Origin of the sequence: Mitsuaria sp. RG (assembly GCF_028369275.1) — a bacterium.
In the GTDB taxonomy this organism is placed as follows: domain Bacteria; phylum Pseudomonadota; class Gammaproteobacteria; order Pseudomonadales; family Pseudomonadaceae; genus Aquipseudomonas; species Aquipseudomonas peradeniyensis.
In genome coordinates this window covers 1-23950 of the sequence record NZ_JAQMYQ010000027.1, presented here as the reverse complement: position 1 = coordinate 23950, position 23950 = coordinate 1, and the positions used below count along the sequence as shown (strand labels likewise).

At 66.6% G+C, this 23950-nt stretch carries 17 protein-coding genes, 1 pseudogene and 1 riboswitch; of the genes and pseudogenes, 5 read left to right on the top strand and 13 right to left on the bottom strand.

What is annotated here, in order from left to right:
* Nucleotides 1–99 precede the first annotated feature (99 nt).
* Nucleotides 100–1662, top strand: a complete 1563-nt coding sequence (gene ahpF, locus POF53_RS15960) for an alkyl hydroperoxide reductase subunit F (RefSeq protein ID WP_203652311.1) — start codon at nt 100–102, stop codon at nt 1660–1662.
* 277 nt (nt 1663–1939) lie between these two features.
* Here the strand turns inward: ahpF and POF53_RS15955 are convergent, their stop codons facing one another.
* From POF53_RS15955 to POF53_RS15905, 11 genes and pseudogenes are all read right to left on the bottom strand, one after another.
* Nucleotides 1940–3121, bottom strand: a complete 1182-nt coding sequence (locus POF53_RS15955; RefSeq protein ID WP_234560706.1) for an MFS transporter — start codon at nt 3119–3121, stop codon at nt 1940–1942.
* Nucleotides 3122–3179: 58 nt separating this feature from the next.
* Nucleotides 3180–3983, bottom strand: a complete 804-nt coding sequence (gene dkgB / locus POF53_RS15950; protein ID WP_203652313.1) for a 2,5-didehydrogluconate reductase DkgB — start codon at nt 3981–3983, stop codon at nt 3180–3182.
* A gap of 270 nt (nt 3984–4253) precedes the next feature.
* Nucleotides 4254–5459 (bottom strand): NAD(P)/FAD-dependent oxidoreductase, encoded by a 1206-nt coding sequence (locus POF53_RS15945; RefSeq protein WP_232855595.1) that lies wholly within the window; start codon nt 5457–5459, stop codon nt 4254–4256.
* Between the two features lie 131 nt (nt 5460–5590).
* A complete protein-coding gene (locus tag POF53_RS15940; RefSeq protein WP_203652314.1) occupies nt 5591–6646 on the bottom strand; it encodes a GlxA family transcriptional regulator in 1056 nt (351 codons plus the stop codon).
* Nucleotides 6647–6880: 234 nt separating this feature from the next.
* Nucleotides 6881–9007, bottom strand: a complete 2127-nt coding sequence (locus POF53_RS15935; protein ID WP_498968473.1) for a TonB-dependent receptor — start codon at nt 9005–9007, stop codon at nt 6881–6883.
* A gap of 107 nt (nt 9008–9114) precedes the next feature.
* Nucleotides 9115–9319, bottom strand: a riboswitch (cobalamin riboswitch).
* 239 nt (nt 9320–9558) lie between these two features.
* Nucleotides 9559–10062 (bottom strand): annotated as a pseudogene (locus tag POF53_RS15930) (GNAT family N-acetyltransferase); the annotation flags it as partial.
* Between the two features lie 78 nt (nt 10063–10140).
* Nucleotides 10141–10479, bottom strand: a complete 339-nt coding sequence (locus tag POF53_RS15925) for a carboxymuconolactone decarboxylase family protein (RefSeq protein ID WP_498968532.1) — start codon at nt 10477–10479, stop codon at nt 10141–10143.
* Nucleotides 10480–10597: 118 nt separating this feature from the next.
* Nucleotides 10598–11371, bottom strand: a complete 774-nt coding sequence (locus POF53_RS15920) for a hypothetical protein (protein ID WP_203652317.1) — start codon at nt 11369–11371, stop codon at nt 10598–10600.
* A 64-nt stretch (nt 11372–11435) separates the two neighbouring features.
* Nucleotides 11436–12713: a bifunctional O-acetylhomoserine aminocarboxypropyltransferase/cysteine synthase gene (locus POF53_RS15915; protein WP_203652318.1), complete on the bottom strand. Its 1278-nt coding sequence runs from the start codon at nt 12711–12713 to the stop codon at nt 11436–11438.
* Between the two features lie 75 nt (nt 12714–12788).
* Nucleotides 12789–13754 (bottom strand): SCO family protein, encoded by a 966-nt coding sequence (locus POF53_RS15910; RefSeq protein ID WP_267812679.1) that lies wholly within the window; start codon nt 13752–13754, stop codon nt 12789–12791.
* Nucleotides 13755–13845: 91 nt separating this feature from the next.
* Nucleotides 13846–17202, bottom strand: coding sequence for an Ig-like domain-containing protein (locus tag POF53_RS15905; protein ID WP_498968470.1), 3357 nt, complete (start codon nt 17200–17202; stop codon nt 13846–13848).
* Nucleotides 17203–17485: 283 nt separating this feature from the next.
* Between POF53_RS15905 and POF53_RS15900 the strand changes: the two genes are divergently transcribed.
* A complete protein-coding gene (locus POF53_RS15900) occupies nt 17486–18232 on the top strand; it encodes a sulfite exporter TauE/SafE family protein (RefSeq protein ID WP_186734299.1) in 747 nt (248 codons plus the stop codon).
* Between the two features lie 269 nt (nt 18233–18501).
* On the top strand, nt 18502–19242 hold the full coding sequence (locus POF53_RS15895; RefSeq protein WP_254464154.1) for a hypothetical protein: 741 nt from the start codon (nt 18502–18504) through the stop codon (nt 19240–19242).
* Nucleotides 19243–19286: 44 nt separating this feature from the next.
* On the opposite strand, the gene POF53_RS15890 is transcribed toward POF53_RS15895, so the two are convergent.
* Nucleotides 19287–20705: an aminotransferase-like domain-containing protein gene (locus POF53_RS15890; protein WP_186715225.1), complete on the bottom strand. Its 1419-nt coding sequence runs from the start codon at nt 20703–20705 to the stop codon at nt 19287–19289.
* 413 nt (nt 20706–21118) lie between these two features.
* Between POF53_RS15890 and POF53_RS15885 the strand changes: the two genes are divergently transcribed.
* A complete protein-coding gene (locus POF53_RS15885; protein WP_232855587.1) occupies nt 21119–22528 on the top strand; it encodes an amino acid permease in 1410 nt (469 codons plus the stop codon).
* Between the two features lie 153 nt (nt 22529–22681).
* Nucleotides 22682–23458, top strand: a complete 777-nt coding sequence (gene tam, locus POF53_RS15880) for a trans-aconitate 2-methyltransferase (RefSeq protein WP_234560699.1) — start codon at nt 22682–22684, stop codon at nt 23456–23458.
* Here the strand turns inward: tam and POF53_RS15875 are convergent.
* Complete coding sequence (locus POF53_RS15875; protein ID WP_234560698.1) at nt 23435–23809, bottom strand: DUF2784 domain-containing protein; 375 nt, start codon at nt 23807–23809, stop codon at nt 23435–23437. The genes tam and POF53_RS15875 overlap by 24 nt on opposite strands.
* Between the last annotated feature and the right edge of the window lie 141 nt (nt 23810–23950).

Sequence of the window (23950 nt, the reverse complement as noted above, 5' to 3'; positions counted from 1 at the left end):
ACAGCCGCCAAAGCTGAAGTAGTTACCGCCCCGTAAAAACGCCCGGGCGATCTCGCCTGGGCGTTTTTGTATCCGAGTTTTGAAAAAGGAATCGCCCGTATGTTGGACGCCACGCTTAAATCGCAACTGAAAACCTACCTGGAGCGGGTCACCCAGCCGATCGAGATCGTTGCCTCCCTCGACGACGGCGCGAAGTCCCGCGAACTGCACGACCTGCTGGTGGAAATCGCCGGCCTGTCGAACCTCATTACCTTCAGCGCGGATGGCAACGACGCCCGTCGTCCTTCGTTCTCGCTGAACCGCCCTGGCGCGGATATCAGCCTGCGTTTCGCCGGCATCCCCATGGGCCACGAATTCACCTCCCTGGTGCTGGCGCTGCTGCAGGTCGGCGGCCACCCCTCCAAGGCCAGTGCCGAAGTGATCGAGCAGATCCAGGCGCTGGAGGGCGAATTCACCTTCGAAACCTACTTCTCGCTGTCGTGCCAGAACTGCCCGGACGTGGTCCAGGCGTTGAACCTGATGGCGGTGCTCAACCCCAATGTGCGCCACGTCGCCATCGATGGCGCGCTGTTCCAGGATGAAGTCGAAGCCCGCAAGGTCATGGCGGTGCCGAGCATCTACCTGAACGGCGAAGTGTTCGGCCAGGGCCGCATGGGCCTGGAAGAGATCCTCGGCAAGATCGACACCAATGCCGGCGCTCGCCAGGCCGAGAAGATCAACGCCAAGGACGCCTTCGACGTGCTGGTGGTCGGGGGTGGCCCGGCTGGCGCGGCCGCGGCGATCTACGCCGCCCGTAAAGGCATTCGCACCGGTGTCGCCGCCGAGCGCTTTGGCGGCCAGGTGCTCGACACCCTGGCGATCGAGAACTTCATCTCGGTGCAGGAGACCGAAGGGCCTAAGCTGGCCACGGCCCTGGAAGAGCACGTCAAGCAGTACGACGTCGACATCATGAACCTGCAGCGCGGCGAAGCGCTGATCCCGGCCACCGATGGCGGCCTGCATGAAGTACGCCTGGCCGGCGGCGCCTCGCTCAAGGCCAAGACCGTGATCCTCGCCACCGGCGCCCGCTGGCGTGAAATGAACGTGCCGGGCGAGCAGCAATACCGCGCCCGTGGCGTGGCCTACTGCCCGCACTGCGACGGCCCGCTGTTCAAGGGCAAGCGCGTGGCGGTGATCGGTGGTGGCAACTCCGGCGTGGAAGCGGCCATCGACCTGGCCGGCGTGGTCGCCCAGGTGACCCTGATCGAGTTCGACAGCCAGCTGCGCGCCGATGCCGTGCTGCAGCGCAAGCTGCACAGCCTGCCGAACGTCAAGGTGATCACCAGCGCGCTGACCACCGAAGTGGTCGGCGATGGCGAGAAGGTCACCGGCCTGCGCTACAAGGACCGCACCAGCGACACGCTGCATGACCTGGCGCTGGAAGGCATCTTCGTGCAGATCGGCCTGCTGCCGAACACCGATTGGCTCAAGGGCACGGTGGAGCTTTCGCCGCGTGGCGAGATCATCGTCGATGCCAAGGGCCAGACCAGCATCCCCGGCGTGTTCGCCGCCGGCGACGTGACCACGGTGCCGTACAAGCAGATCGTCATCGCCGTGGGCGAGGGCGCCAAGGCGTCGCTGGCGGCCTTTGATCACCTGATCCGCACTTCGGCGCCGGCCTGACGGCAGCGGGGTGTAAATGCCAGCCCTTTCAAGGTCTTTGTTGCGCGAGGTTATTGACCGAGTGAGGGCTGCCAAGTGTTCGCCGTAGCCCTTGCAGCGCCTATCAGATCGAGCGCCGCCCGCGCGGCGCACGGCCTGATAGGCGCAGAAACCTTCGCGGCGAACACCTTGAAAGATCTGGGTGTAAATGCGAAAACGCCGCCATTCCTTCGGGGATGGCGGCGTTTTTGTGTTGGGGCTATCGTGGGGCAAGCCCGCCCCACGTTGCTGATCCCGGTCAGGCTGGATTACCCAGCGCCTCGTCGGCGGCCTTGCCGCGCCCGCCCAGCCACACCAGCAGCAACCCGGTCGCCGCCAGCAGGCCACCGGCCATCGGCACCGCCGCATAGCCCAGGTCCAGGCTGATCACCGCGCCACCCAGGGCGGCGCCGACGGCATTGCCCAGGTTGAATGCACCCACGTTGATCGATGACGCCAGCCCCGGAGCCTCGGCTGCGGCGATCATCACTCGCATCTGCAGCGGCGGCACCACGGCGAAGGTGAACATCCCCCACACCAGCAAGGCCAGCGCGGCGCCGACATGGCTGCCCAACACCAGCGGCATCAGCAGCATGATCGCCGCCAACGCGCCGAGGAAGATCCGCGCGGCGCCGTCCAGCGACCAGTCGGCCAGCTTGCCGCCCAGGCTGTTGCCGAGGGTGAAGCCGACGCCGATCAGCACCAGGCCGAGGGTGACGAAACTGTCGGAGGCGCCGGTCAGTTCGGCGAGCACCGGGGCGACATAGGTGTACAGGGTGAACATCGCGCCGGCGCCCAGTACCGTGGTGGCCATGGCCAGCAGCACGTTGGGGCGGGCGATCACCGCCAGTTCCTTGCGCACATGGGGCACGCTGCCGCGCTCGCCCTTGGGCAGGGCGTACCACAGCGCCGCGATGGCCAGCACGCCGAGCACCGCGGTGCCGGCGAAGGCCATGCGCCAGCCGACCTGCTGGCCGAGCCAGGTGGCGGCTGGCACGCCGCCGATGTTGGCGATGGTCAGGCCCATGAACATGGTGGCCACGGCGCTGGCCTGCTTGTCCCGGGGCACCACGCTGGCGGCCACCACCGCGCCCAGGCCGAAGAAGGCGCCGTGGTTGAGGCTGGTGATCAGGCGCGAGAGCAGCAGGGTGTAGTAGTCCGGCGACAGGGCCGAGAGCAAGTTGCCGACGGTGAAGATGCCCATCAGCATCATCAGCGCGGCACGCTTGCCGAAGCGGCTGAACAGCAAGGTCATGATCGGCGCGCCGACCATCACGCCGATGGCATAGGCGGTGATCAGCATGCCCGCGCTGGGGATGCTGGCACCGACGCCATCGGCGATCACCGGCAACAGGCCCATGGGGGTGAACTCGGTGGTGCCGATGCCGAAGGCGCCGATGGCCAGGGCGAACAGCACCCGTTTGGGGGAAAGCGTGCTCATTGGGAGCTCCGAAAAAGCGGTTGAGAGCGGGGCGGTGGGCCTCCATGCCCGAAGGATATCAGTCCCAGGCTGGCGCCAGGCCGTCCGGGCTGACTTCGCGGCCGTTGCGCTCCAGGGTGGCGATGCGCGCCATGTCGTCGGCGTCAAGGCGCAGGCTGCGGGCAAGCAGGTTGCTGGCCAGGTTCTCGCGTTTGGTGGACGACGGGATAACCGCATAGCCCAGTTGCAATGCCCAGGCCAGGGCCACCTGGGCCACGGTGGCCTTGTGCTTGGCGGCGATCTCGGTCAGCAGCGGATCCTTCAGCACCTTGCCGTAGGCCAGGGTCATGTAGGAGGTGGTAGTGATGCCCTGCTCCTGGAGGAAGGCAGTCAGCTTGCTGTTTTGCAGGTACGGGCTGAGTTCGATCTGGTTGGTGGCGATCTCGCCCTGGCCGACCACGGCGATGGCCTGGCGGGTCAGCTCGATATTGAAGTTGGAGATGCCGATCTGGCGGGTCAGGCCCTGGCGCTTGGCGTCGGCCAGCGCCTGCATGTATTCGGGCAGCTCGACGCCGTTGCCCGGCGCCGGCCAGTGGATCAGCAGCAGGTCGACATGGTCGGTGCGCAGTTTGGCCAGGCTCTCGCGCAGGCTGGGGATCAGTTTGTCGGCGGCGTAGTGGTCGACCCAGATCTTGGTGGTGATGAACAGCTCGTCGCGCGGCACGCCGCTTTCGGCGATGGCCTGGCCGACCTCGGCCTCGTTCTTGTAGATCTGCGCGGTGTCGATGGCGCGGTAGCCCAGCGCCAGCGCCGACTTGACCGAATCGATGACGGCCTGGCCGGTGAGGCGGAAGGTACCCAGGCCAAAGGATGGAATGCTCATGCAACTGCTCCTGTCGAGTGAGGGGATCGAGGCCCGGGCAGTGGGGCACGGGATCGAACGGGTAGGTGCAGTGTGCGGTGTTCGGCGGGATTGATTAAGCCGTTGACGCGCCAAGGTCCTTTGACCTGGAGTCATGAATACCTGGTTGGATTGTGAGCGGGGCGAGGCAATGGCGGCTATCGCGGGGCAAGCCCGCAGGGGCTGCGCTGACTGCTCTCAGTAACAGCGCAGCCCCGGGGGTGGGCGATCTGCGGCAGGTTGGCAGTGCTGTCAGGCGACCGGTATCAGCGGGTCGGCCGCTGCCAGTGCCGTGGCCCGGTCCGCTGCTGGCGGGTAGATCCACACCGAGTTGATCTGCTGCTTGAGCTGCTTGGCCTCGGCCTTGTCGGTCGGTGGCGAAACGGTACGTTCCCAGCCTTCGGTGTACACCGCGCCCCAGGCGCCGAGGTCCAGGCAGGTGACGTACTTGGGCTGGCTGTAGGTCATCGGCGCCACGCCGATCAGCTCGGCGGCGGCGTTGTTGCCGGCGTAGCGGCCCAGGGGGATGGCGTGCTGGCAGGACATCACGGCAAAGTTGCCGACCTCGTCGCAAGCCGCGTAGGCCACATCGCCCGCGGCATACACATCCGGGTTGCCGATGACCTTGAGCTGGCCGTCCACATGCAGGCGGCCCTGGCGATCGCGCTCGCCGGTGATCTGCTCGGTCAGCGGGTTGGCCTTGAAGCCGACGGTCCAGACCACCGTATTGGCGGCGATGCGTTCGCCGTTGTCGAGCAGCACGCCACCGGCATCCACCGAGGCCACCGTGGCGCCGCAGACCCATTCGATGCCCAGCGCCGCCGAGGCCTGCTCGATGGCCGGGCGGATACCGTCGCCCAGGGCGGCGCCGATCTTCGCCCCGCGGTCGACCACGACGATGCGCGGCGTGACCTTGTCGCCCAGGATCGCCCGCAGCCGGCTGGGCAGCTCGGTGGCGGTCTCGATGCCGGTGAAGCCGCCCCCGGCCACCACCACGGTGTTGCGCGCCGGGCTGTCGGGGCGGGCGGCCAGGGACTTGAGGTGTTCTTCCAGGCGGGTGGCTGACTCGATCTTGTCGACGTCGAAGGCGTGGCGGTCGAAGCCTTCCAGCGCCGGGCGGTTGAGCAGGCTGCCGCAGGCCATGATCAGGCGGTCGTAGCCAAGCCTGGCGTCGATGCCGCCGGGCTGGCGGTACGCCACTTCACGGCTGGCCTGGTCGATGTGGTAGGCGCTGCCTTTGACGAAGCGCACGTTGACCGCGTCGAACAGCGCCTGCAACGGCGCGCCCATGGTGTGCACGTCGGGTTCGTAGAAGCGTGGGCGGATGTGCAGTTCCGCCTGGGGGGCAAGCACGGTGATCTGCACGTCGTCGTGTTTGTGCTGGTCGAGCAGGCGGGCGGCGCCGAGGGCGCTCCACAGCCCGGCGAAGCCTGCGCCAATGATCAGGATCTGTTTCATGGGGTGCTCCTGGATGCCGCGATTATCGATGTTGTCGCTGCGGCAGTGGGAAAAGGGTACGCCTTGTGGGTGGGCCTGGATTGCGGCCCGACAGGCGTGCAGCAGATGCTAAAGGCGTGCCCCGTTTGCCCCTAGGCCAAAGAACCCTGGATTTCGGCCAGCGGTACGCTGCGGGCAAAGCGTGCCCGGTAGTCTCGCGGGGTCACCGCCAGATGGCGCTGGAACGCCAGGCGCATGCGCTCCTCGCTGCCGAAGCCGCAGTGGCGGGCGACTTGCTCGATATGCTGGTCGGAGTTCTCCAGCAAGCGCCGCGCCGCCTCCAGGCGGAACACCTCGATGGCCTTGGCCGGGGTGCGGCCGGTCTTGTGCTTGTACACCCGGGTGAAGTTGCGCAGGCTCATGCGCGCCTGCTCGGCCAGCCGCTCGACCGTCAGGCGCGGGTCGCCCAGGTGCTCGTTGAGCCACAGGTGCAGGGCCTCGAAGGCGGCGCCGTCCTCGCCCTGGGCCTTGAGCAGTTCGCTGAACTGCGCCTGGCCGCCGGGGCGCTTGAGGAACACCACCAGTTCGCGGGCCACCTGCATCGCCACCTCGCGGCCGCAGTCGGCCTCGACCAGGGCCAGCGCCAGGTCGATGCCGGCGCTGACCCCGGCCGAGGTCCACACCTGGTCCTGCTGCACGAAGATCGACTCGGCATCCACCTCGATGGCCGGGAAGCGCCGGTGCAGCGCATCGCACATCGCCCAGTGAGTGGCGGCCCGGCGGCCGTCGAGCAGGCCGGCGGCGGCCAGCAGGAAGGTGCCGCTGCACACCGAGGCGGTGCGTCGGGCGCGCTGGGCGGCCTGGGCCAGCCAGGCGATCAGCTCGGCGTGATCGGGGAGGGTGTGGACGATCTCCGGTGCGCCGGGCACCACCAGGGTGTCAAACGGCTCGCACAACCAGGGTGCCAACGGTTCGGTGCCTATCGACAGGCCTTCTGCGGTGGGCACCAAGCCGCCTTCGAGGCTGGCAGTGACCAGGCGATAGCCCGGCAGGCCACGCGCGGTACGGGCCTTGGTCGCGGCCCAGAACACCGTCTGCGCGCCGGTGAGGTCGAGCAGGCCCATCTGCGGGTAGGCGAGGAACAGCAGGGTGCGCGGCTGATCCAGGGCGTGCACGGGCGGGGTGGGGATCTGCGGGATGTCGGTCATGGCGCGCTGCTTGTGACGGAGGCGTAGCGCTAAGTCGAGCACCTGGCGCGGCGCCGATCAAGCGCCGCGCGACAGGCGCAGGCGCCGAGGCTTTGCAGGAACAGCGTGGGAGCGGGCTTGCCCCGCGATGACGTCGGCCCAGGTTGGCGAAGCATCGCGGGGCAAGCCCGCTCCCACGCTGCCCCAGTCAGATCGGAGATTTACATTTTGAACCCCGAGTGGGCTGTACCTGCCTCAGAAGCTGTAGTCGACCGTGGCGAAATACGAACGCGGCGCGCCCAGCAGCCATTGCTCGCCGCTGAAGCTGGACTGGGCGTACTGGCGGTCGAACAGGTTGTTCAACTGCAGGCCCAGGCGCACATCGGGCAGCACCTGCCAGCCCAGGTTGGCGTCGACCACCGTGTAACCCGGCACGCGCTGGTCGTTGGCCGCGCTGGAGTAGCGCTCATCCACATAGCGCAGGCCGATACCGGCATCGACGGCCTGGCCGAAGCCCTTGCTCAGCCACAGGTTGGCGGTGCGCCGCGGCACATCCTGCGGGCGGTTGCCGGCGCGGTCGTTGACCGTGCCGTTGTCGCCTTCCTCCAGGAAATCGTCGTACTTGGCCCTCACCAGCGCGGCGTTGGCCGAGAGCTGCCACTGGTTGCCCAGCGCCAGTTCCAGGCTGGCCTCCAGGCCGTCGGAGGTCTGCTGGCCGGCCTGCTGGCTGTCGTGGGTGAGCGGGTTGTACACCGGCAGTTTCTTCTTGACGATGTGATAGGCCGCCAGCGTCCACTCGCCACGGGTATCCCAGAAACGTTGCTTGAGGCCGATCTCGGTCTGCTTCGCTTCGGTCAGCTCCAGGCGCTTGTTCGGGCGCTGGGTGAGCAGGTCACCGACGCCGTCCTCGCTGGTGGAGTACTGCCCGTACAGCGACAGGTCGTCGGTGAGCGCGTACACCAGCCCGGCGCGCCAGTTGCCGCCTTGCAGGCTGCGGTCGCTGCGGGCGTTGTTGACCAGGTCGTCACGGTCGATGTGGTTCTGGTCGCGGCGGATGCCGGTGACCAGCGCGAGGCGGTCGCTCAGCTGGGTGCGGTTCTCGGCGAACAGGGCGAAGGTGTCGACCTTGGACAGCGTCTGCGCGCGGGTCGGGCTGAGGCTGTGGAAACCGCCCGGAGCCGGATGCCACGGGTCGAGCGGGTCGCTGCTGCCATCGCTGTAGGGCGAGTTGCTGTCGACGTTGAAGCGGATGCGGTTGTATTCGGCGCCGACCACGGTCTTGCTGGCCAGGCCGAACAGGCCATGGTCGAAGGTAAAGCTCTGGCGATCGCCGAGCTGCTCCTGGTTATGGCGAATCTCGAGGAAGCTGCCGCGCTGGATCACGCCGTTGGCGGCGTCCCAGGCGTAGGACTCGGCGTTGCGCCACTGGCGGCGGCTCTTGATGTAGTACAGCTGGTTGCTGGCGATGACACTGTCGCTGAGGGTCCAGTCGGTGGTCAGGCGCGTCCACTCGTCGTGGTAGCGCTGTTCGTCGTTGCTGACGTTGTAGTTCTTGCGGCGCACGCTGCTGCGCAGGTGCCCGTCGATCAGCGGGGTGCCGTAGTAGTTGGCTGGTTGCGCATCGCCGCGTTCGTGGGCGAGGGTGAAGCTCAGGTCGTCGCTGGCATCGAAGCGCAGGGCGGCGCTGAGGGCCAGGCTGCGCGAGTCGGTGCGGTCGACCCAGCCGTTGCCGGCCTGCTGGTTGAGGGTCACGCGGTAGCTCAGCCGCTCGCTCAGGCTGCCGCCGCTGTCCAGGCCCAGTTGCTGGCGGTCCCAGGAGCCGTAGCCCAGGCGCAGGTGGTTGCGGATGTCACCGGCGAACGGCTTCTTCGGCACCACGTTGACCACCGCGCCGGTGGCGCCTTCGCCGTACAGCACCGAGGAGGGGCCGCGGATCACGTCGATGCGTTCGACCATCCACGGGGCGACCGGGAAGGTCAGGGTGCCGGCGCCGGCGTACAGGCGCGAGCCGTCGAACAGGGTCATCACCGAACTCTGCCCGGTGAAGCCCCGGGCCGACAGGCCGGTACCGCCGTCGCCCGGTGTGCCGATGAAGGTCAGGCCCGGCGAGCGGGTCACGGCGTCCTGCACGGTGAGGTTGTTGCGCTGCTGGATCTGCGCCTCGGTCAGGCTGCTGGTGCTGGCCGGGGTGTCCAGGGCGCTGAGGTTCAGGCGCGAGCCGGCCGGGGTTGGCGTGGCCAGGTCGATGACCTGTGGCTCGCGGGTGTCGGTGATCGCCGTGGAGGGCAGGGTGAGGGGCGCCACTTCATGGTCGTCGGCCAGTGCTGGCAGGGACACGGCCAGGCAGGCCGCCAGGGTGTGAAGCTTGTTGATTCGGGACATGTCGTTCCACTGCTGCAGGAAGGAATGGATCCCGGTGGAAAACACGCAACGGCGAAGCGCGCACGCAGGCGCGCGCGGATACCGGCCTGCGCCCGCCCACCGCGGGTTGCCAAGTGAAGCCTCAGGCCGGTCTCCGGGCTTGCGAGGAGCATGAAGCCTTCACCTTCCCATGCGTGCGCACAGTGGTCTGTCGAAGGATTCGCTCGCTTACCGTTGCGGGGGCAGCGCCGGACTTGTCGTGACAACGACGCACCGGCTTCCCGTTTCACCCTGCGCGCGGCGGCGCAGGACACCTGAAACTGGCGCGCATCTGACCATCGAACGGGTGGCGAGTCAATCGCCTGGGTGGCAGGAAAATATCTGGTGGGGCAATGGGTTAGCTGCAATTGCGTTGTCGCTGATCGCGGGGCAAGCCCGCTCCCACGGCGATACCCTGGCAGCTCCAGGCAATCGGATCGTGGGAGCGGGCTTGCCCCGCGATGGGTTCAGCGCCCGCGCCGACGCGAAACCCGCGCCTCGATATTCTTGCGTCCGATCAGCAGCGCCGGCTTTTCCACCACCGGCTCGTCTGCCAGCCACTTGTACATCACCAGGCAGTCCACCAGGCCCAGCTCGGCATGGCGGTAAGCCCTGGGCAGGCGGCCGACGGTCTCGAAGCCGAGCTTGTGCCACAGCGCCACCGCCACCTCGTTGCTGGCCACCACCGAATTGAACTGCAGGGCCAGGAAGCCCTCCTGGCGCGCCAGCTTCTGCGAGTGCTCGCACATCAGCCTGGCCACGCCCCGGCCGCGGGCCTGCTCGCAGACCATGTAGCCGCAGTTGCCGACATGCCCGCCGGGGCCGGCGGCATTGGCCTTGAGGAAGTAGGAGCCGAGCAGCACGCCGTCGTCCTCGGCCACCAGGGTGCGCAACGGGGTTTCCAGCCACAACCGACGCGCCTGGTCGACGTCCAGGGCCGGGTCGAAGGCGTAGGTCTGGCGGGCCTGGACAATGGCCTGGAAGGTCGGCCAGAAGCGTTCGAAGTCTTCCGGGGTCATGGGGCGTATCTGGATCATGGTGGTTCCTGCACGGGCTGAACCGCCAAGTCTGGGTGTCGCGGCGCCGTCGCGCAAGGGCGGCGGCGCCATGAAGTTTCAGGCGCCAGTCTTGCCCACGGCGTCCAGCGCCCTGGCCGAGTAGACCAGCGCGGCGCCGGCGTTCATTGCCACCGCCACGCCCAGGGCCTCGGCGATCTCCTCGCGGGTGGCGCCGTGCTTGACCGCCTGCTGCGAATGCACGGCAATGCAGCCGTCGCAGCGGGTGGTGACGGCGACGGCCAACGAGATCAGCTCACGGGTCTTGGCGTCCAGGTGATTGGTCTTGGCCCCGGCGCCGCTGGCGGTCGCGTAGCCGGCCACGGTATCGGGTGAGAGTTGCTTGAGATCGCCGATGCCGGCCATCAACTGCTTACGGTAGGCGTCCCAGTCCATCATGCTCATCGTCTTCACCTTGTCAGGTTGGCAACAGGAGCATTCAGGCTAGTCGATATTTCGCTGGAGGGGCTGGCCCCAGGGAGAATGGATCAAGCCCGGGACCTGTTCGAATCACTGGTCAATCGGTCGGTACCCGGCGCAGCGCCGCCGCCAACGCTACGGTCAGTGCCACTGCCAGGCCCATGGCGAGGCCGATGGTCACGGCAACCCCCAATCGTTCCAGCAACCCCGCCATCGCCAGGTAGAATGCAATCACTCCCACCGCACCAATGGCATTGCCCCGCACCATCGCCGCCATCCCGGCTCGGCCGCCCTGCACATGGGCGAACACCACCAGCGGCCAGGCGATCACCGGAATTGGCGCCAGCATGCCGCTGGTGGCCGGCCCCAGCCAGCTGGCCAGGCTGGTGGTGATCATCAGCAGCGAGGTGGCCGATACCATGCGCAAGGGAATCTCCCAATACCGCTGCCGGGGACGGGCGAGGGTGTCGGGCCTGGGCTCGCGGCCACTGGCGCGGATCAGCACGCCGATCAGCAGCAGCGCCACGGCCACCGACAGGTAAAGCCCACCCCAGTGGGTGAAGGCATAGGCCGCCAGGCCGTAGAACAGGATCGCCAGCAGCACGGCCGGGGCGATATCGACCCTGCGCGTGGCGAACAGGTAGAAGGCGTAGGTGGCCTGCACCGCCGCCAACCCACCCAGCGCGCCGGGCACCGCGCCCAGGGCGAAGCCCGTGCCTTGCTCCAGGCACAGGAAGGTCATCACCAGGGCCGAGGTGATCGGCAGACCGGACAGCAGCCCGCCGAGCAGTCCGCCCCAGCGCCGCGAGGCGAGGGAGATGGCCCACATCAGCAGCGGGGTGACCAGGAGTTTCAGGTAGAAAAGGGTCATTACGCGAGGTTCCGGTTCTGCAGGGTACGCGCCCGCCGTCGGCATTGGGTGGGGCGCGGGTCGATCAGCCGCGGCTGGCCTCAAGGGCCTGGGCGAGGTCGGCGATGATGTCGTCGCTGTGCTCGATGCCGATCGACAGGCGCACCATGTCGCGCGGTACGCCGGCCTTCTCCAGCTCTTCGTCGTTGAGTTGACGATGGGTGGTGGAGGCGGGGTGGCAGGCCAGCGACTTGGCGTCGCCGATGTTGACCAGGCGCACCACCAGTTGCAGCGCATCGATGAAGCGCGCCCCGGCGGCCTGGCCGCCCTTGATGCCGAACGACAGGATCGCCGCCGGCTTGCCGCCGGTGTAGCGCCGGGCCAGTTGGTGCTCGGGGTGGTCCGGCAGGCCGGCATATTTCACCCAGGCCACCTGGTCGTGTTCCTGCAGGTAGCGGGCGACCTTGAGCGCATTCTCGGTATGGCGCTCCATGCGCAGGGCCAGGGTCTCCAGGCCTTGCAGGATCAGGAAGGCATTGAATGGCGACAGCGCGGCGCCGGTGTTGCGCAGCGGCACCACGCGGCAGCGACCGATGAAGGCGGCGGGGCCGAAGGCTTCGGTGTAGGTGACGCCGTGGTAGGACGGGTCGGGAGTATTGAGCAGGGCGAAACGCTGCTTGTGGTCGGCCCAGGGGAATGTGCCCGAGTCGATGACGATGCCGCCGATGCTGGTGCCGTGGCCGCCGATGTACTTGGTCAGCGAGTGCACGACGATATCGGCGCCGTGCTCGAACGGGCGGCAGAGAATCGGCGTGGCCACGGTGTTGTCGACGATCAGCGGCACGCCATGGCGGTGGGCTGCCTCGGCCAGCGCGGCGATATCGACGATGTTGCCGGCGGGGTTGCCGATCGACTCGCAGAACACTGCCTTGGTGCGCGCGTCGATCAGGGCCTCGAGGGCGGCGATGTCGTCGTGGGCGGCGAAGCGGGTGGTGATGCCCATGCGCGGCAGGGTGTGGGCCAGCAGGTTGTAGGTGCCGCCGTACAGCTTGGCCACCGAGACGATGTTGTCACCAGCTTCGGCGACGGTCTGGATGGCGTAGGTGATGGCGGCCATGCCCGAGGCCACGGCCAGCGCGCCGACCCCGCCCTCGAGGGCGGCCATGCGTTGCTCGAGCACGTCGTTGGTGGGGTTCATGATGCGCGAGTAGATGTTGCCCGCGACCTTGAGGTCGAACAGGTCGGCGCCGTGCTGGGTGTCGTCGAAGGCGAACGAGGTGGTCTGGTAGATCGGCACGGCCACCGCCTTGGTGGTCGGGTCGGGGCTGAAGCCCGCGTGGATGGCGAGTGTTTCCAGCTTCATGCGGTCGTTCCTTGAGCGTGGGATGGAAGCGGTTGAGCATGGGCTGGGGCGGCGCTGGCGGTCAAGGGTCGAGGTTCAACGTTGCGCCGAGGGCACCTGGCGCCGTTGTGTTTCTTCCTCGAGATAGCTGATCAGCGCGGCCACTTCGGTTTCCCCCAGGCGCATGTTGGGCATCGCCAGCTGGTTGTACTGCGCGTACAACAGCATTGCCAGCGGGTCTTGCTCCGCCAGCATCCGGTCCGGCTCCATCAGCCAGCGTTTCAACCACTGTTCCTCGCGCTGGCGGGTCACCCCCAGCAGGTCCGGGCCGATGCCACGGGTGGCACCGGGCTCGGCATCGCCCAGGGTATGGCACGACGAGCAGCGGGTACGGAACAGTTGTTCACCGGCGCTCGGCGGGCGGATATCCGGGGCCTGGGTGTAGTCGCGGCGCTGGGCGCTGGCGGTCTTCCAGTTGTGCAGGCTGTTGGCCAGGCGGTCGGCGAGGATGTACGGGCTTTCGAAGGGCGAGGCCTTCATCCAGCGGCCGGTGGCCTGGTTGCCGATGATCAGGCTGAGGTTGTGGTCCTTGCTGCGGCCGTTCTCCAGTCCTTCGATGTACAGCCCGAGGCTGCGGCGCAGTTGCTCGATGTCGGCGGCTTCGCCAGTGAGCAAGGTCCAGCCGGGGCCGATGGCGAACTTCTCGGCGTAGCGCTTGAGGGTGGCGGGGGTGTCGTTGTAGGGGTCGATGCTGATCGAGTAGATGAAGATGTCCTGGCCGACGCGCTCGCCCAGCAGCTTCTGCACCTGGCGCAGGCGCGCGGTTTCCACCGGGCAGGAGTCGCCGCAGCCGGTGAAGATGAAGTTGATGGCCACCACCTTGTCCTTGATCAGGTCGTCGAAGAAGCGCACCTGTTGGCCGTCCTGGGTGAGCAGGGGGATGTTGGGGAAGTAGTCGGCGCCCCAGGGTGTGGAGGGCGTTGCGCGGGTGCTGGGGGGGAGCGACCAGGCAAGGCTGAGGGGGAGCAGCAGCAGGAGCAGCAGGCGGCAGAGGCGGGGCATGGTTCTACCCTCTGGTCAGGGGACAGGCAAGGACAGCGTGGGAGCGGGCAAGCCCGCTCCCACGCCAATCCCCAGTGTGGTCTTGGCGATATCAACGGATACTCAGCGGCACCGTCACGCTCTGCCCCAGCGCCGACTTCACCGTCACCGCCGGTGGCGAGGCCGGGCCGCTGCCAGTAGTGGTCACCGACAACTTCCAGCGCGCGCCGCTGCCGCTGGTGGTCAGGGTCGCCAGGCCCAGGTCGAGCGGCCCGCTGGTGGTGTTGGTGGAGACCCGGATACTGTTGCCGGCGGCCACCGAGGTGGTCCCGGCGATTTCCCAGGTCCAGCGGCTGTTGCTGCGCAACTGTACCGTGGCGCTGCTGACCTGGATCTGGTCCATCGGTACCGCCGGCGAGACCGCAATGCTCACCGTGGCCGGCGCCAGCGACTCGAGGCCCTTGGCGTCGCGCGCGGCATAGGTGAAGCTGGCGGTGAATGCCGTGGCGACCGTGGCCGGGGGGGTATAGGTCAGCTGGGTGCCGTTGCTGCTCACCGTGCCCTGGCCGGAGTCGGGCTGAGCCAGGCTGCTGATGCTCAGCGGCAGGTTGCCGTCGGGATCGGTGTCGTTGGCCAGCACGTTGAGCACGATCGGCTTGCCGGCCATGGTCGCGGCGCTGTCGTTCACCGCCACCGGCGGCTTGTTGCTGTCGTTGCCGGGGCCACTGCTGGCAGTGCGGAAGGTCGGCAGGGCGGCGGAGTTGATGTATTCCACGCCATCCCAGCCGGGCAGCGGCGTCGGCATCATCTGGAACTGGCCGGGGTGTTCCAGGTCCCAGCGCAGCAGCATCGAGGTGTCCTCGTGCTGGGTGTTGTGGCAGTGCTCCATGTAGGTGCCGGCGAACTCGCGGAAGCGAATGGCCATTTCCACTTCTTCCGACGAATCAGCATCCGCGCCGATGCGGTACACGTCCTTGCGCGCCCATTTTTCCCATTCCGGCGGCGCCTTGCCGTCGCGGCTGAGGATCACCCCTTCCTCGAAGTGCACGTGCACCGGGTGGCTCCAGCCGTTGCCGCCGTTCTTGATCTTCCACACTTCCAGGGTGCCATCGCCGCTGAAGCCAGCGTCGGTGGCTTCGTTGGCCAGTTGCGGGGCGGCGCTGATACGCCGTGGGTCCATGGTGAAGCCAAAGCCGCCGTCGGTCTTGATGGTCCAGGGCGTGCTGTCGGTGCCGTCGGAGCGGCCGAAGATGAACTCGCGGTGGCGAGCGGCCTTGATCTTGACCTGATCGCTGGCGCTGTTGCGGTCGATGGGCAGGGGGATCATCGCCAGGCCAGCAGCCTTGCCGGGCTTGGCCGGTTCATACAGGCTCGGGTCCATGCTGACGTCCTGGCCGGTGTAGGGCTGCACGATCAGTTGCATGAACTTGCCGACCACCGGGTCGCCGCCATCCCATTCCGGGCCGTTGCTGGTCTGCTTGATCACAGGCTTGTACTTGCCCGACAGCACGTCGGCCAGGGCGATGGGCTGTTTCGGGCCCTTGCCGGTCTCGTGTTCCATGAGGTTGACGAAGTACAGCTTGTCGCCGACCTTGATCCCGTTCCTGGCGAAATTGATGATGATGTCGTAGCGCTCGGCGATGCCCTGCAGCGGCATGATGGCGTTGTTGTCCTGCAGGTTGCCGTCACCGTTGAGGTCCAGGGTGCCGTCGAACGGCACGGCGTGTTCCATGATGTTGCCGTCGTTGGCGATCATGTGGAACGGCACCCGGGCGTAGGAAAGGTTGGAGCCGGTCGGGCCCTTGAACTCGCCGCTGGTGCCGGCGATTTCACGCACCACGGCGAACTTGAAGTAACGCGACACCGAGCCGTTGAGAATGCGGAAGCGGTAGCTGCGCGCGCGCACCTTGAGCTTGGGCTGGTACTGCCAGTTGACCAGGATCTGGTCGCCGAGGAAGCCGTCGGTGTTGAACGGGTTGAACCACAGCTGGCCGTTGGCATCCCAGGCCTTGTCGGCGATCACCAGGTTGACGTCATAGTCGCGGTTGCCCCACGGCATCGCCGCGCCGCTGGGAAAACGCAGGTTGACGCCGTCCTGCAGGGCCTCGTTGCCGCGGTCGATGGCCGAGTAGTAGTTCATCATCACCGCGTTGCCCTTGTAGACGTTCTGCGCGGTGAAATCGAGCATGTGGTCGTGGAACCAGTGGGTGCTCATGGTCTCGCGCCAGTCGCCGCGGATCTTGATGCTGCCGTTCTCGCAGGTCTTGAGGCCTGGTGAGGCGTCGTTGACGTACAGGGTTTCGCCCGGCGCGCAGGGGAAGGCGGCGCGCGGGTCCTGGGCACGGGTGTTGATGGTGTCGTAGCCGGCCAGCTGGATCGGCCAGCGGTAGTCGTAATACTGGCCGGGGAAGAAGTAGGCGTTGGCGAAGCCGTCGCTCTCGGCCGGCGAGTGGCCGTTATGCTCGTGGGTGGAGATGGTGTGCAGGCCGAAGCCGTTGTTGGCCGATGGGTCGATCGGCAGGGCGTTGTAGTGGCGCATCAGTACCGGCTGGCCGTAGCGCACCATCAGCAGCTTGACCGGGAAGGTGCCGTCGAAGGTCCACAGCGCCTTGTGGCCCTGCAGGGGCATTTTCGGGTGGAAGCGCGTGTCGATGCCCTTGGTGGTGCCCAGGGTGGTGGGGATGTCGGAGGTCTGGTAGTACAGCCCGCCCGGGGCGAATTCACCCTTGGCGTAGTTGTGCAGCTGCTTGCGGTCGCGCAGGCCCTGGTTGATGCGCGCCCCGGCCTGGGCGGTCTTGAACGCGGCCTGGGGGTAGAACTCGTTCCAGCGCTGGTGCGACCAGCCCTTTCCTGGCGGACGGCCTTCGGCGGGCGAGCCGACCCCGCTGCGGTTGAGGAACATCTCGATCTGCGCCTTCCACGGGTTGCGGTCGAGCACGTTGGCGTACTGCGACGGGAACGGCGTCAGCCCCGGCTGGGTCAGGAACGCTTCCAGGGCGTTGCCGTTGGGGCTGCTGCGGGCGGCGTAGTCGGGGTCCTGGGCGGGGGCCGCGCCGATCACGGGCGGCGGGAAGGTCATGGCGTAGGGCGGGGTGGCCGGGTCGAGTTTCTCCGGGCCGAACTCTTCGAACAGCAGCAGTTGCTGAGTGAACGGCTCGGCGCCGAACAAGGGGCTGGGCTTGCCGTTGGTGGGGTACTTGCGCGAAGTCTGCAACGCGGGGGGCAGCACGTTGTTGCTGGTCACGGTGGCGCGGGTGCCGTAGACGCCATTGGTCAGCTCCAGCGAGCCTTCGTTGGCCTCGGGCATCGACTTCAGGGCCTCCAGTGCCGCCGCCTGGGCCGCTGGCGTGGCGGGCGGGTCGCTGTACGCGGAAGGATCGGTAGGAGGTGGCTGGCTCACGTCGTCGAGCGACCCGGCGACCGCGCTGGCCAGCCCCAGGCTGAGCAGCAGTGCCGTGAGGGAGGACAACCTGGACACCTGGGTCGATGTTGCAGCTGGTTTCTTCATTGCCGTATGCCCCGTGTTGTGCAGACTGGCATCTGTTGCCACTCGAGGAGCGGCGATGTGCCTTGAACAGAGGTCAGCAACGGCTGTGCCAAGCGGTAAATGGCCAAACGCCAGTTGTTTCAAGATGTTGCAGTGTTGCGAACGAGAAACGCTCAAGGTGTTGCCGCAAACCTGGGGCTGGACACCCATTGCTGGGTGGGGAATGCTCCCCAGCCGTTGTCATCGATCGTCGCAGGGAGCCCACATGGATCCGCTCTATCTCATCGCCCTTGGCGCCATCGTCGCCGGTTTCGTCCAGGGCCTGTCGGGCTTTGCCTTCGGCATGGTGGCCATGTCGTTCTGGGCCTGGGGGCTGGAGCCACGGGTGGCGGCGGTGCTGACCGTGTTCGGTAGCCTTACCGGGCAGTTGATCGCCGTGTTCAGCGTGCGCCGGGGCTTCAGCTGGACGCTGCTGTGGCCCTTCGTGCTGGGCGGGCTGGCGGGGATTCCACTGGGCGTGTGGGTGCTGCCTTACCTGGACATGCTGTGGTTCAAGGCGGTGTTCGGCACGCTGCTGGTGGTGTGGTGCCCACTGATGCTGCTGGCGCCGCGCCTGCCGCGTCTGCAGGGCGGGCGCCTGGCCGATGGCGCGGTGGGCATGGTCGGTGGGGTGCTGGGCGGCATCGGTGGCTTTACCGGCACGGTGCCGACGCTCTGGTGCACCCTGCGCGGGTTCGAGCGCGACACCCAGCGGGCGGTGATCCAGAACTTCAACCTGTCGATGCTGGCGGTGACCATGCTCACCTACCTGGGCAGCGGGCTGGTGACCCCGGCGTTGCTGCCGGCGTTCGCGGTGGTGGCGTTGGCGATGGCAGTGCCGACGCTGCTGGGCACGCGGCTGTACCTGGGGATCAGTGAACTGGCGTTTCGCCGGATCGTGCTGGGGCTGCTGACCCTGTCCGGGGTGGCGATGCTGGTGGTGGCTGTGCCGGGATTGCTGGCGCGGGGCTGATGCGGCCGATCACCTCCTCTGTAGGAGCGGCCTTGTGCCGCGAAAGGGCCGCAAAGCGTCCCCGGCGATCTTTGCATCGACGCTGAAATCCAGGGGCCGCTACGCAGCCCTTTCGCGGCACAAGGCCGCTCCTACAGGGAAACGCTTACATTTCGGTCATCGCACAAGACCGCTTCATCACAGGCAGCCAACCCTTGCCCGAACCCGGTGTTCTTGGCACCCTTGCCTGCCTTGCCTCTCGTCACACCCGTAAACAAGGAACCCTCAAGGTGAATTGGGAAAAAGTCGGTAAATCCCTGGTGGGCCTGCTGGCCCTGGTCACCGTCGCCGCCGCGCTCTATGCGGTGCTGCGCGACGACGACCGCCTGCAGGCGCGCCTGACCTACGCCCATCTCACCTATCCGGGCCAGTTCAGCGAGCGTATCAGCCAGGCCAACGACCTGCTCAAGTACGAGCGGCTGCACTCGCAGATCAGCGAGATCGGCGCTGGTTCCCTCAGCCATCCGCAGATCGACAAGCTGGTCGATCTGGCCCAGGCCCCGTATCTGCAGCTGTTTGCCAGGCCGTTCGAGGCCGGATTGGTGGATCACCGCACCGGCCTGCTCATCGAGCTGTACAACCCCGCGCAGACGCCGCTCAAGGCCGTGCACATCCGTTTGCCGGCCAAAGGCCTGGTGCAGGTGCGCGACGCCGCCGGCAATGACACGCTGGTGCCGACGCCCACCAGCAGCATCGACCTGCCGGCCATCGACGGGGTGAGCGAGAGTAAGGTCTGGGTGTACTTCGACGCCGACTATTCGCAGATCCGCCAGGGCGGCATCAGCATCCGCGATGCCGATGGCAGCGCCGATATCCAGGTGACCCGCGAGGTGGTGGGGTTCCCGGCGCTGCTGGCGCGCTACAGCCAGCTGGTGGTGGCGGTGTTTGCCGGGCTGGTGCTGGGGTTGCTGGCGTTGGCGTATGCGTGGCTGGGGCGGAGCAGGGCTGCGGGTGTTTCGCACTCTCTTTAGGTGAGTACGCCGGGCTACTTCCGCGCTTATGAGAAGTGTTGACTTCAACCTCGGCGAACGTGCTTGACCAACACCTTCTCCAGCAACTCCCACATCGCCGGATCGGTACTGAACGCCACATTGAAGCGCATCCAGCCGGTGGCCTTGGCATCGACCATGAACAACTGCCCGGGCCCGAGCATGATGCCTTTCTCCAGGGCATCATCCAGCAGCGCGGCGCTGTCGGGGATCGCCGGATGGCGGGTCCAGATGTACATCCCCTCATCCGATTCGATGAACAGCTCGAAACCCAGCCGGTGCAGGTGCCGGCCCACTTCCTGGTGCGCCTCGGCCAGGCGCTGGCGCAGGCGCTTGAGGTGCTTGCGCCAGCGACCGTCGATGATCGCGGCGTATACCACCCGTTCCATCACCTGCGAAGTGGTCAGGCCCGAGCGCATCTTCAGGTGCAGCAGTTGCTGGGTCAGTTCGGGGTTGGCCAGCAGGTAGCCGACCCGTACGTTGGGTGAAATGCTTTTCGAGTAGCTGCCCACGTACACCACCTGCTGCAAGTGGTCGAGGCTGGCCAGGCACGGCAGCGGGTCGGCGATCATGTCGGCGTAGAGGTTGTTTTCCACCAGGCGGAAACCATGCTGGCTGGCCAGTTGCAGCAAACGGTGCAGCTGCGCCAGCGGGGTGCGCGAGCAGGTCGGGCTGTGCAGGTGTGGCTGGGTGAAGAAGGCCGTTGGGCGGTGGTGGGCCAGCAGGCGCTCTAGCTGGTCGAGGTCGTAGCCGGCCGGAGTGCGAGGCACGCCCACCAGGGTGGCGCCCTGGGTGCGCAGGATGCTCATCAGGTTGGGGTAGCCGGGGTCGTCCACCAGCACTACGTCGCCGGGGCGTACCAGGGTGCGCACGGCCAGGTCCAGGGCCTGGCTGGCGCCGTGGGTGAGCATCAGCTGCGCCGGGTTGGCGACGATCGACAGTTCCTGCTGCAGGTTCTGCGCGGTCAGCGCACGCAGCTCCGGCAGGCCCAGGGGGTCGCCGTAGCCGGACAGCTCCAGCGGGCTGCCGGCCACCTGGCGCAGGCCGCGGCGCAGGCCCTCCTCGTACATCCAGTCGTTGGGCAGCCAGCCGCAACCCGGCTTGAATGGCAACTGGCGGATCTCGAAGATCTGCTGCAGGTACCACTCGGAATTGAAGGTGGGGCGGCTGGTGTCGACTTCGACGTTGTGCTTGTCCAGCAACTCGTTCGCCGCACGATTGACGAAGAACCCCGCATTGCCCTTGCTCACCAGCAACCCTTGGGCCACCAGGCGGTCATAGGCTTCGACCACGGTGAAGGTGCTCACCGAGTAGGTCGAGGCGAACGCCCGGATCGACGGGACCTTGGCCCCGGGCTTGAGGGTCTGGTCGTCGATCAGCGCGCGCAGCCCGTCGATGATCTGGTTGACCAGCGGGGTGGAGGAGTCCGGATGGAGCTGGAGCATTCGGGTGCCTGCAGGGGGTATCGCGGGTGTATTGCATCGGCGGCCTGTACAGTGCAGTGCGATTTTCATGCCGCTGTGCATGGCCCTATGTGTTCGACATTTTTACATTACGTGTCAGATATAGCCAACACAGCACGTACCAGCGCCATGAATAATCACAACATCGCTGCTTTGCCGTCGGGGTTTGCCCCGCACCTTCCTTTCGCCTGGCCGGACGCTTCTCGTCCGTCCCCAGCATGGTTCAGTTCGTCCAGAGGGTTGCCTCTGGCCGCGTAAGCAGGCCGCCACGGATGGCCTGCGTGTGCTCCGCACACCTCCCTGCCCGCAGTAGCACTGATGTACAGGTGAGACCGATAACCATCGGGGTTTCACAGTTTTTCCTTGGATAAAAAGAAGCACGGGGTAAATAACTGATGGACGCAACATCCACATCCACCACCGCGAAGGATGGGCACGAGAGCAAGCTCAGTGCCTCGCTCAAGTCGCGCCACCTGACGATGATGTCGATCGCCGGGGTGATCGGCGGCGCCTTGTTTGTCGGTTCCGGCAGCGTGATCCACAGCGCCGGCCCGGCCGCCGTGCTGGCCTATCTCGCCGGCGGCATCCTGGTGGTGCTGATCATGCGCATGCTCGGCGAAATGGCGACCTCCTCGCCGGACACCGGCTCGTTCTCCACCTACGCCGACCGCGCCATTGGCCGTTGGGCCGGTTTCACCATCGGCTGGCTGTACTGGTGGTACTGGGTGATCCTCATGGCCTGGGAGGCCTACGTGGCGGGCAAGATCCTGCACGGTTTCTTCCCCGACGTGAGCGTCAACGTGTTCGTGCTGGCCACGACGCTGCTGCTGATCACCGTCAACTTCTTCAACGTCAAGCACTACGGCGAGTTCGAGTTCTGGTTCGCGCTGATCAAGGTGGTGGCGATCGTCTGCTTCCTGGTGGTGTGCACCGCCGCGGTGATGAACATCTGGCAGTTCGGCGAAGTGCGCGGTATCACTCATTTGACTGCCGAAGGCTTCATGCCTAACGGCATCACCACGGTGATCGGGGCCTTGCTGGGGGTGATGTTTGCCTTCCTTGGCGCCGAGATCGTCACCATCGCGGCCTCCGAGGCGAAGGATCCGGCCACCCAGATCGTCAAGGCGACCAACTCGGTGGTGTGGCGGGTATGTCTGTTCTACGTCGGCTCGATCTTCCTGATCGTCTGCCTGGTACCGTGGAACGACCCGCAGTTGGGCGTTTCCGGCTATGGCGCCTACCGCCGTACCCTGGAGCTGCTGGGTGTGCCGTATGCCGAGCTGCTGATGAACTTCGTGGTGCTGACTTCGGTGAGCAGCTGCCTGATCTCCGGCCACTACACCGCCTCGCGCATGCTGTTCTCCCTGGCCCAGCGCGGCGACGCGCCGCGCCTGTTCAAGTACACCCGCACCGGTACCGGCGTGCCGGTGAATGCGATCATCGGCTCGTGCCTGGTGGCGGTGTTCTGCGCGCTGATCAACTTCAGCGACACCCTGCGGCCGAAGGACGTGCTGGAAACCCTGATGAACACCACCGGCATGATCGCCCTGCTGGTATACCTGGTGATCGCCTTCTCGCAGTTGCGCATGCGCCGCAAGCTGATCGCCGAGGGCAAGGAAGTGCGCCTGAAGATGTGGCTGTTCCCGTGGCTGACCTACCTGGTGATCCTGTTCATCGTGGCGGCCCTGGTGACCATGGCCTTCATGCCTGACTACCAGATCCTGGTGATTTCCACTGGCATCGCCGCGGCGATCGTGGTGGCGATGGGCGTGGTGCACCAGATCCGTACCGCCACGCGTCACTGATCGCGGCAGTGCCTCTGGCAACGGCCGGTCCCTTTTAAGGGATCGGCCGTTTTCATTTGTGGGCATCGCCTCCTTTGCCAGTCAGATCATCCTTACGTTGCTACATGCCGACATGGCTTATGCTGCACACAATTGCCCTACAAGGAGTCGCCCATGGCCTGGTCCGCCACCCAGTATTCGTTGTTCGAAGACGAACGCACCCGCGCCGTGCGCGATCTGCTGGCTGCCGTGCCGGCGCGTCCGGTGCGGCATGCCACAGACCTGGGCTGCGGCCCGGGCAACTCTACCGAGGTATTGCTGCAGCGCTGTCCGGATGCCCAGGTCCTCGCCCTGGACAGCGATCCGGACATGATCGGCAAGGCCCGGCAGCGGCCACGCCTGAGCATTCCGCGGGTGCGCTGCGAGATTGGCGAGATTGCCAGCTGGACGGCCCACGAGCCCCAGGACCTGATCCTTGCCAACGCGTCGCTGCAGTGGGTGCCGGATCATGCCAGCCTTTACCCGCATCTGGTGCGGCAATTGGGCGATGGCGCCAGCCTGGCCGTGCAGACCCCCGATAACCTCGACGAGCCGGCGCACCGCCGGTTGCGCGAGATCGCCAGCCAGGGGCCCTGGGCCGGGAAGTTCGCCGATTTCAGCCTGCCGCCGCGGCACAACGCCGGCTTCTACTACGACCTGCTCAGCCCGCTGTGTGCGCGGGTGGATGTGTGGCGCACCACCTATCACCACCCGCTGGAAGGTGGTGCCGAGGCGGTGGTGGAGTGGTTCAAGGGCTCGGCGCTGCGGCCTTACCTGGCGCGGCTGGATGAGCAGGAGCAGACGAGTTTCCTGCAGCTTTACCTGCAGGCCATGCAGCGTGACTATCCGCCGGCCAGCGATGGCAGGGTGTTGTTGCCGTTCCCGCGGTTATTCGTGGTGGCGACGCGCTAGGCGCCAGATCACGCAGGCGTAGACCCCCAGGTTGAGCAGCAGCACGACGGTGCCCAGCCACAGCTGGATCTGTGGGGTCAGGCCGGCGGGGTAGATCACTGGCCAGATGTAGTGTTCGACGAAACCGCCGTGGTAGCCGGCGTCGCCGGCGGCGGTGCGCAGGTGGTTTTCCCAGTCGGTCAGGGGGCACTCCAGGTGCAGGCCTTCCACGGCCAGGCCCCAGGCGAGGGCGGGGAGGTGGATCAGCAGGGCGCGGCGGCGCCAGAGCACCAGCAGGCCGCCGAACAGGACCAGCAGGATGAACGAGAGGTGGAACAGGACCAGGGTGTCGGCGGCCAGGCGGTAGAACATGGTGGGTGGGGCCTTGCTGTTGGAGTCGGGTTAGTTTGTCATGGTTTTTTGATTCTGGGTTTCTGGGTTTCTGGGTTTCTGGGTTTTTGAGGCTGGGCGGTAGTTGTTTTGATAGTTGTATGCGCATTCATTTGCGATGTC

Coding starts and splice junctions, on each gene's coding strand:
- ahpF (WP_203652311.1), top strand. CDS start 100: ATGTTGGACGCCACGCTTAAATCGCAACTGAAAACCTACCTGGAGCGG.
- POF53_RS15955 (WP_234560706.1), bottom strand. CDS start 3,121: ATGAGCACGCTTTCCCCCAAACGGGTGCTGTTCGCCCTGGCCATCGGC.
- dkgB (WP_203652313.1), bottom strand. CDS start 3,983: ATGAGCATTCCATCCTTTGGCCTGGGTACCTTCCGCCTCACCGGCCAG.
- POF53_RS15945 (WP_232855595.1), bottom strand. CDS start 5,459: ATGAAACAGATCCTGATCATTGGCGCAGGCTTCGCCGGGCTGTGGAGC.
- POF53_RS15940 (WP_203652314.1), bottom strand. CDS start 6,646: ATGACCGACATCCCGCAGATCCCCACCCCGCCCGTGCACGCCCTGGAT.
- POF53_RS15935 (WP_498968473.1), bottom strand. CDS start 9,007: ATGTCCCGAATCAACAAGCTTCACACCCTGGCGGCCTGCCTGGCCGTG.
- POF53_RS15925 (WP_498968532.1), bottom strand. CDS start 10,479: ATGATGGACTGGGACGCCTACCGTAAGCAGTTGATGGCCGGCATCGGC.
- POF53_RS15920 (WP_203652317.1), bottom strand. CDS start 11,371: ATGACCCTTTTCTACCTGAAACTCCTGGTCACCCCGCTGCTGATGTGG.
- POF53_RS15915 (WP_203652318.1), bottom strand. CDS start 12,713: ATGAAGCTGGAAACACTCGCCATCCACGCGGGCTTCAGCCCCGACCCG.
- POF53_RS15910 (WP_267812679.1), bottom strand. CDS start 13,754: ATGCCCCGCCTCTGCCGCCTGCTGCTCCTGCTGCTGCTCCCCCTCAGC.
- POF53_RS15900 (WP_186734299.1), top strand. CDS start 17,486: ATGGATCCGCTCTATCTCATCGCCCTTGGCGCCATCGTCGCCGGTTTC.
- POF53_RS15890 (WP_186715225.1), bottom strand. CDS start 20,705: ATGCTCCAGCTCCATCCGGACTCCTCCACCCCGCTGGTCAACCAGATC.
- POF53_RS15885 (WP_232855587.1), top strand. CDS start 21,119: ATGGACGCAACATCCACATCCACCACCGCGAAGGATGGGCACGAGAGC.
- tam (WP_234560699.1), top strand. CDS start 22,682: ATGGCCTGGTCCGCCACCCAGTATTCGTTGTTCGAAGACGAACGCACC.
- POF53_RS15875 (WP_234560698.1), bottom strand. CDS start 23,809: ATGTTCTACCGCCTGGCCGCCGACACCCTGGTCCTGTTCCACCTCTCG.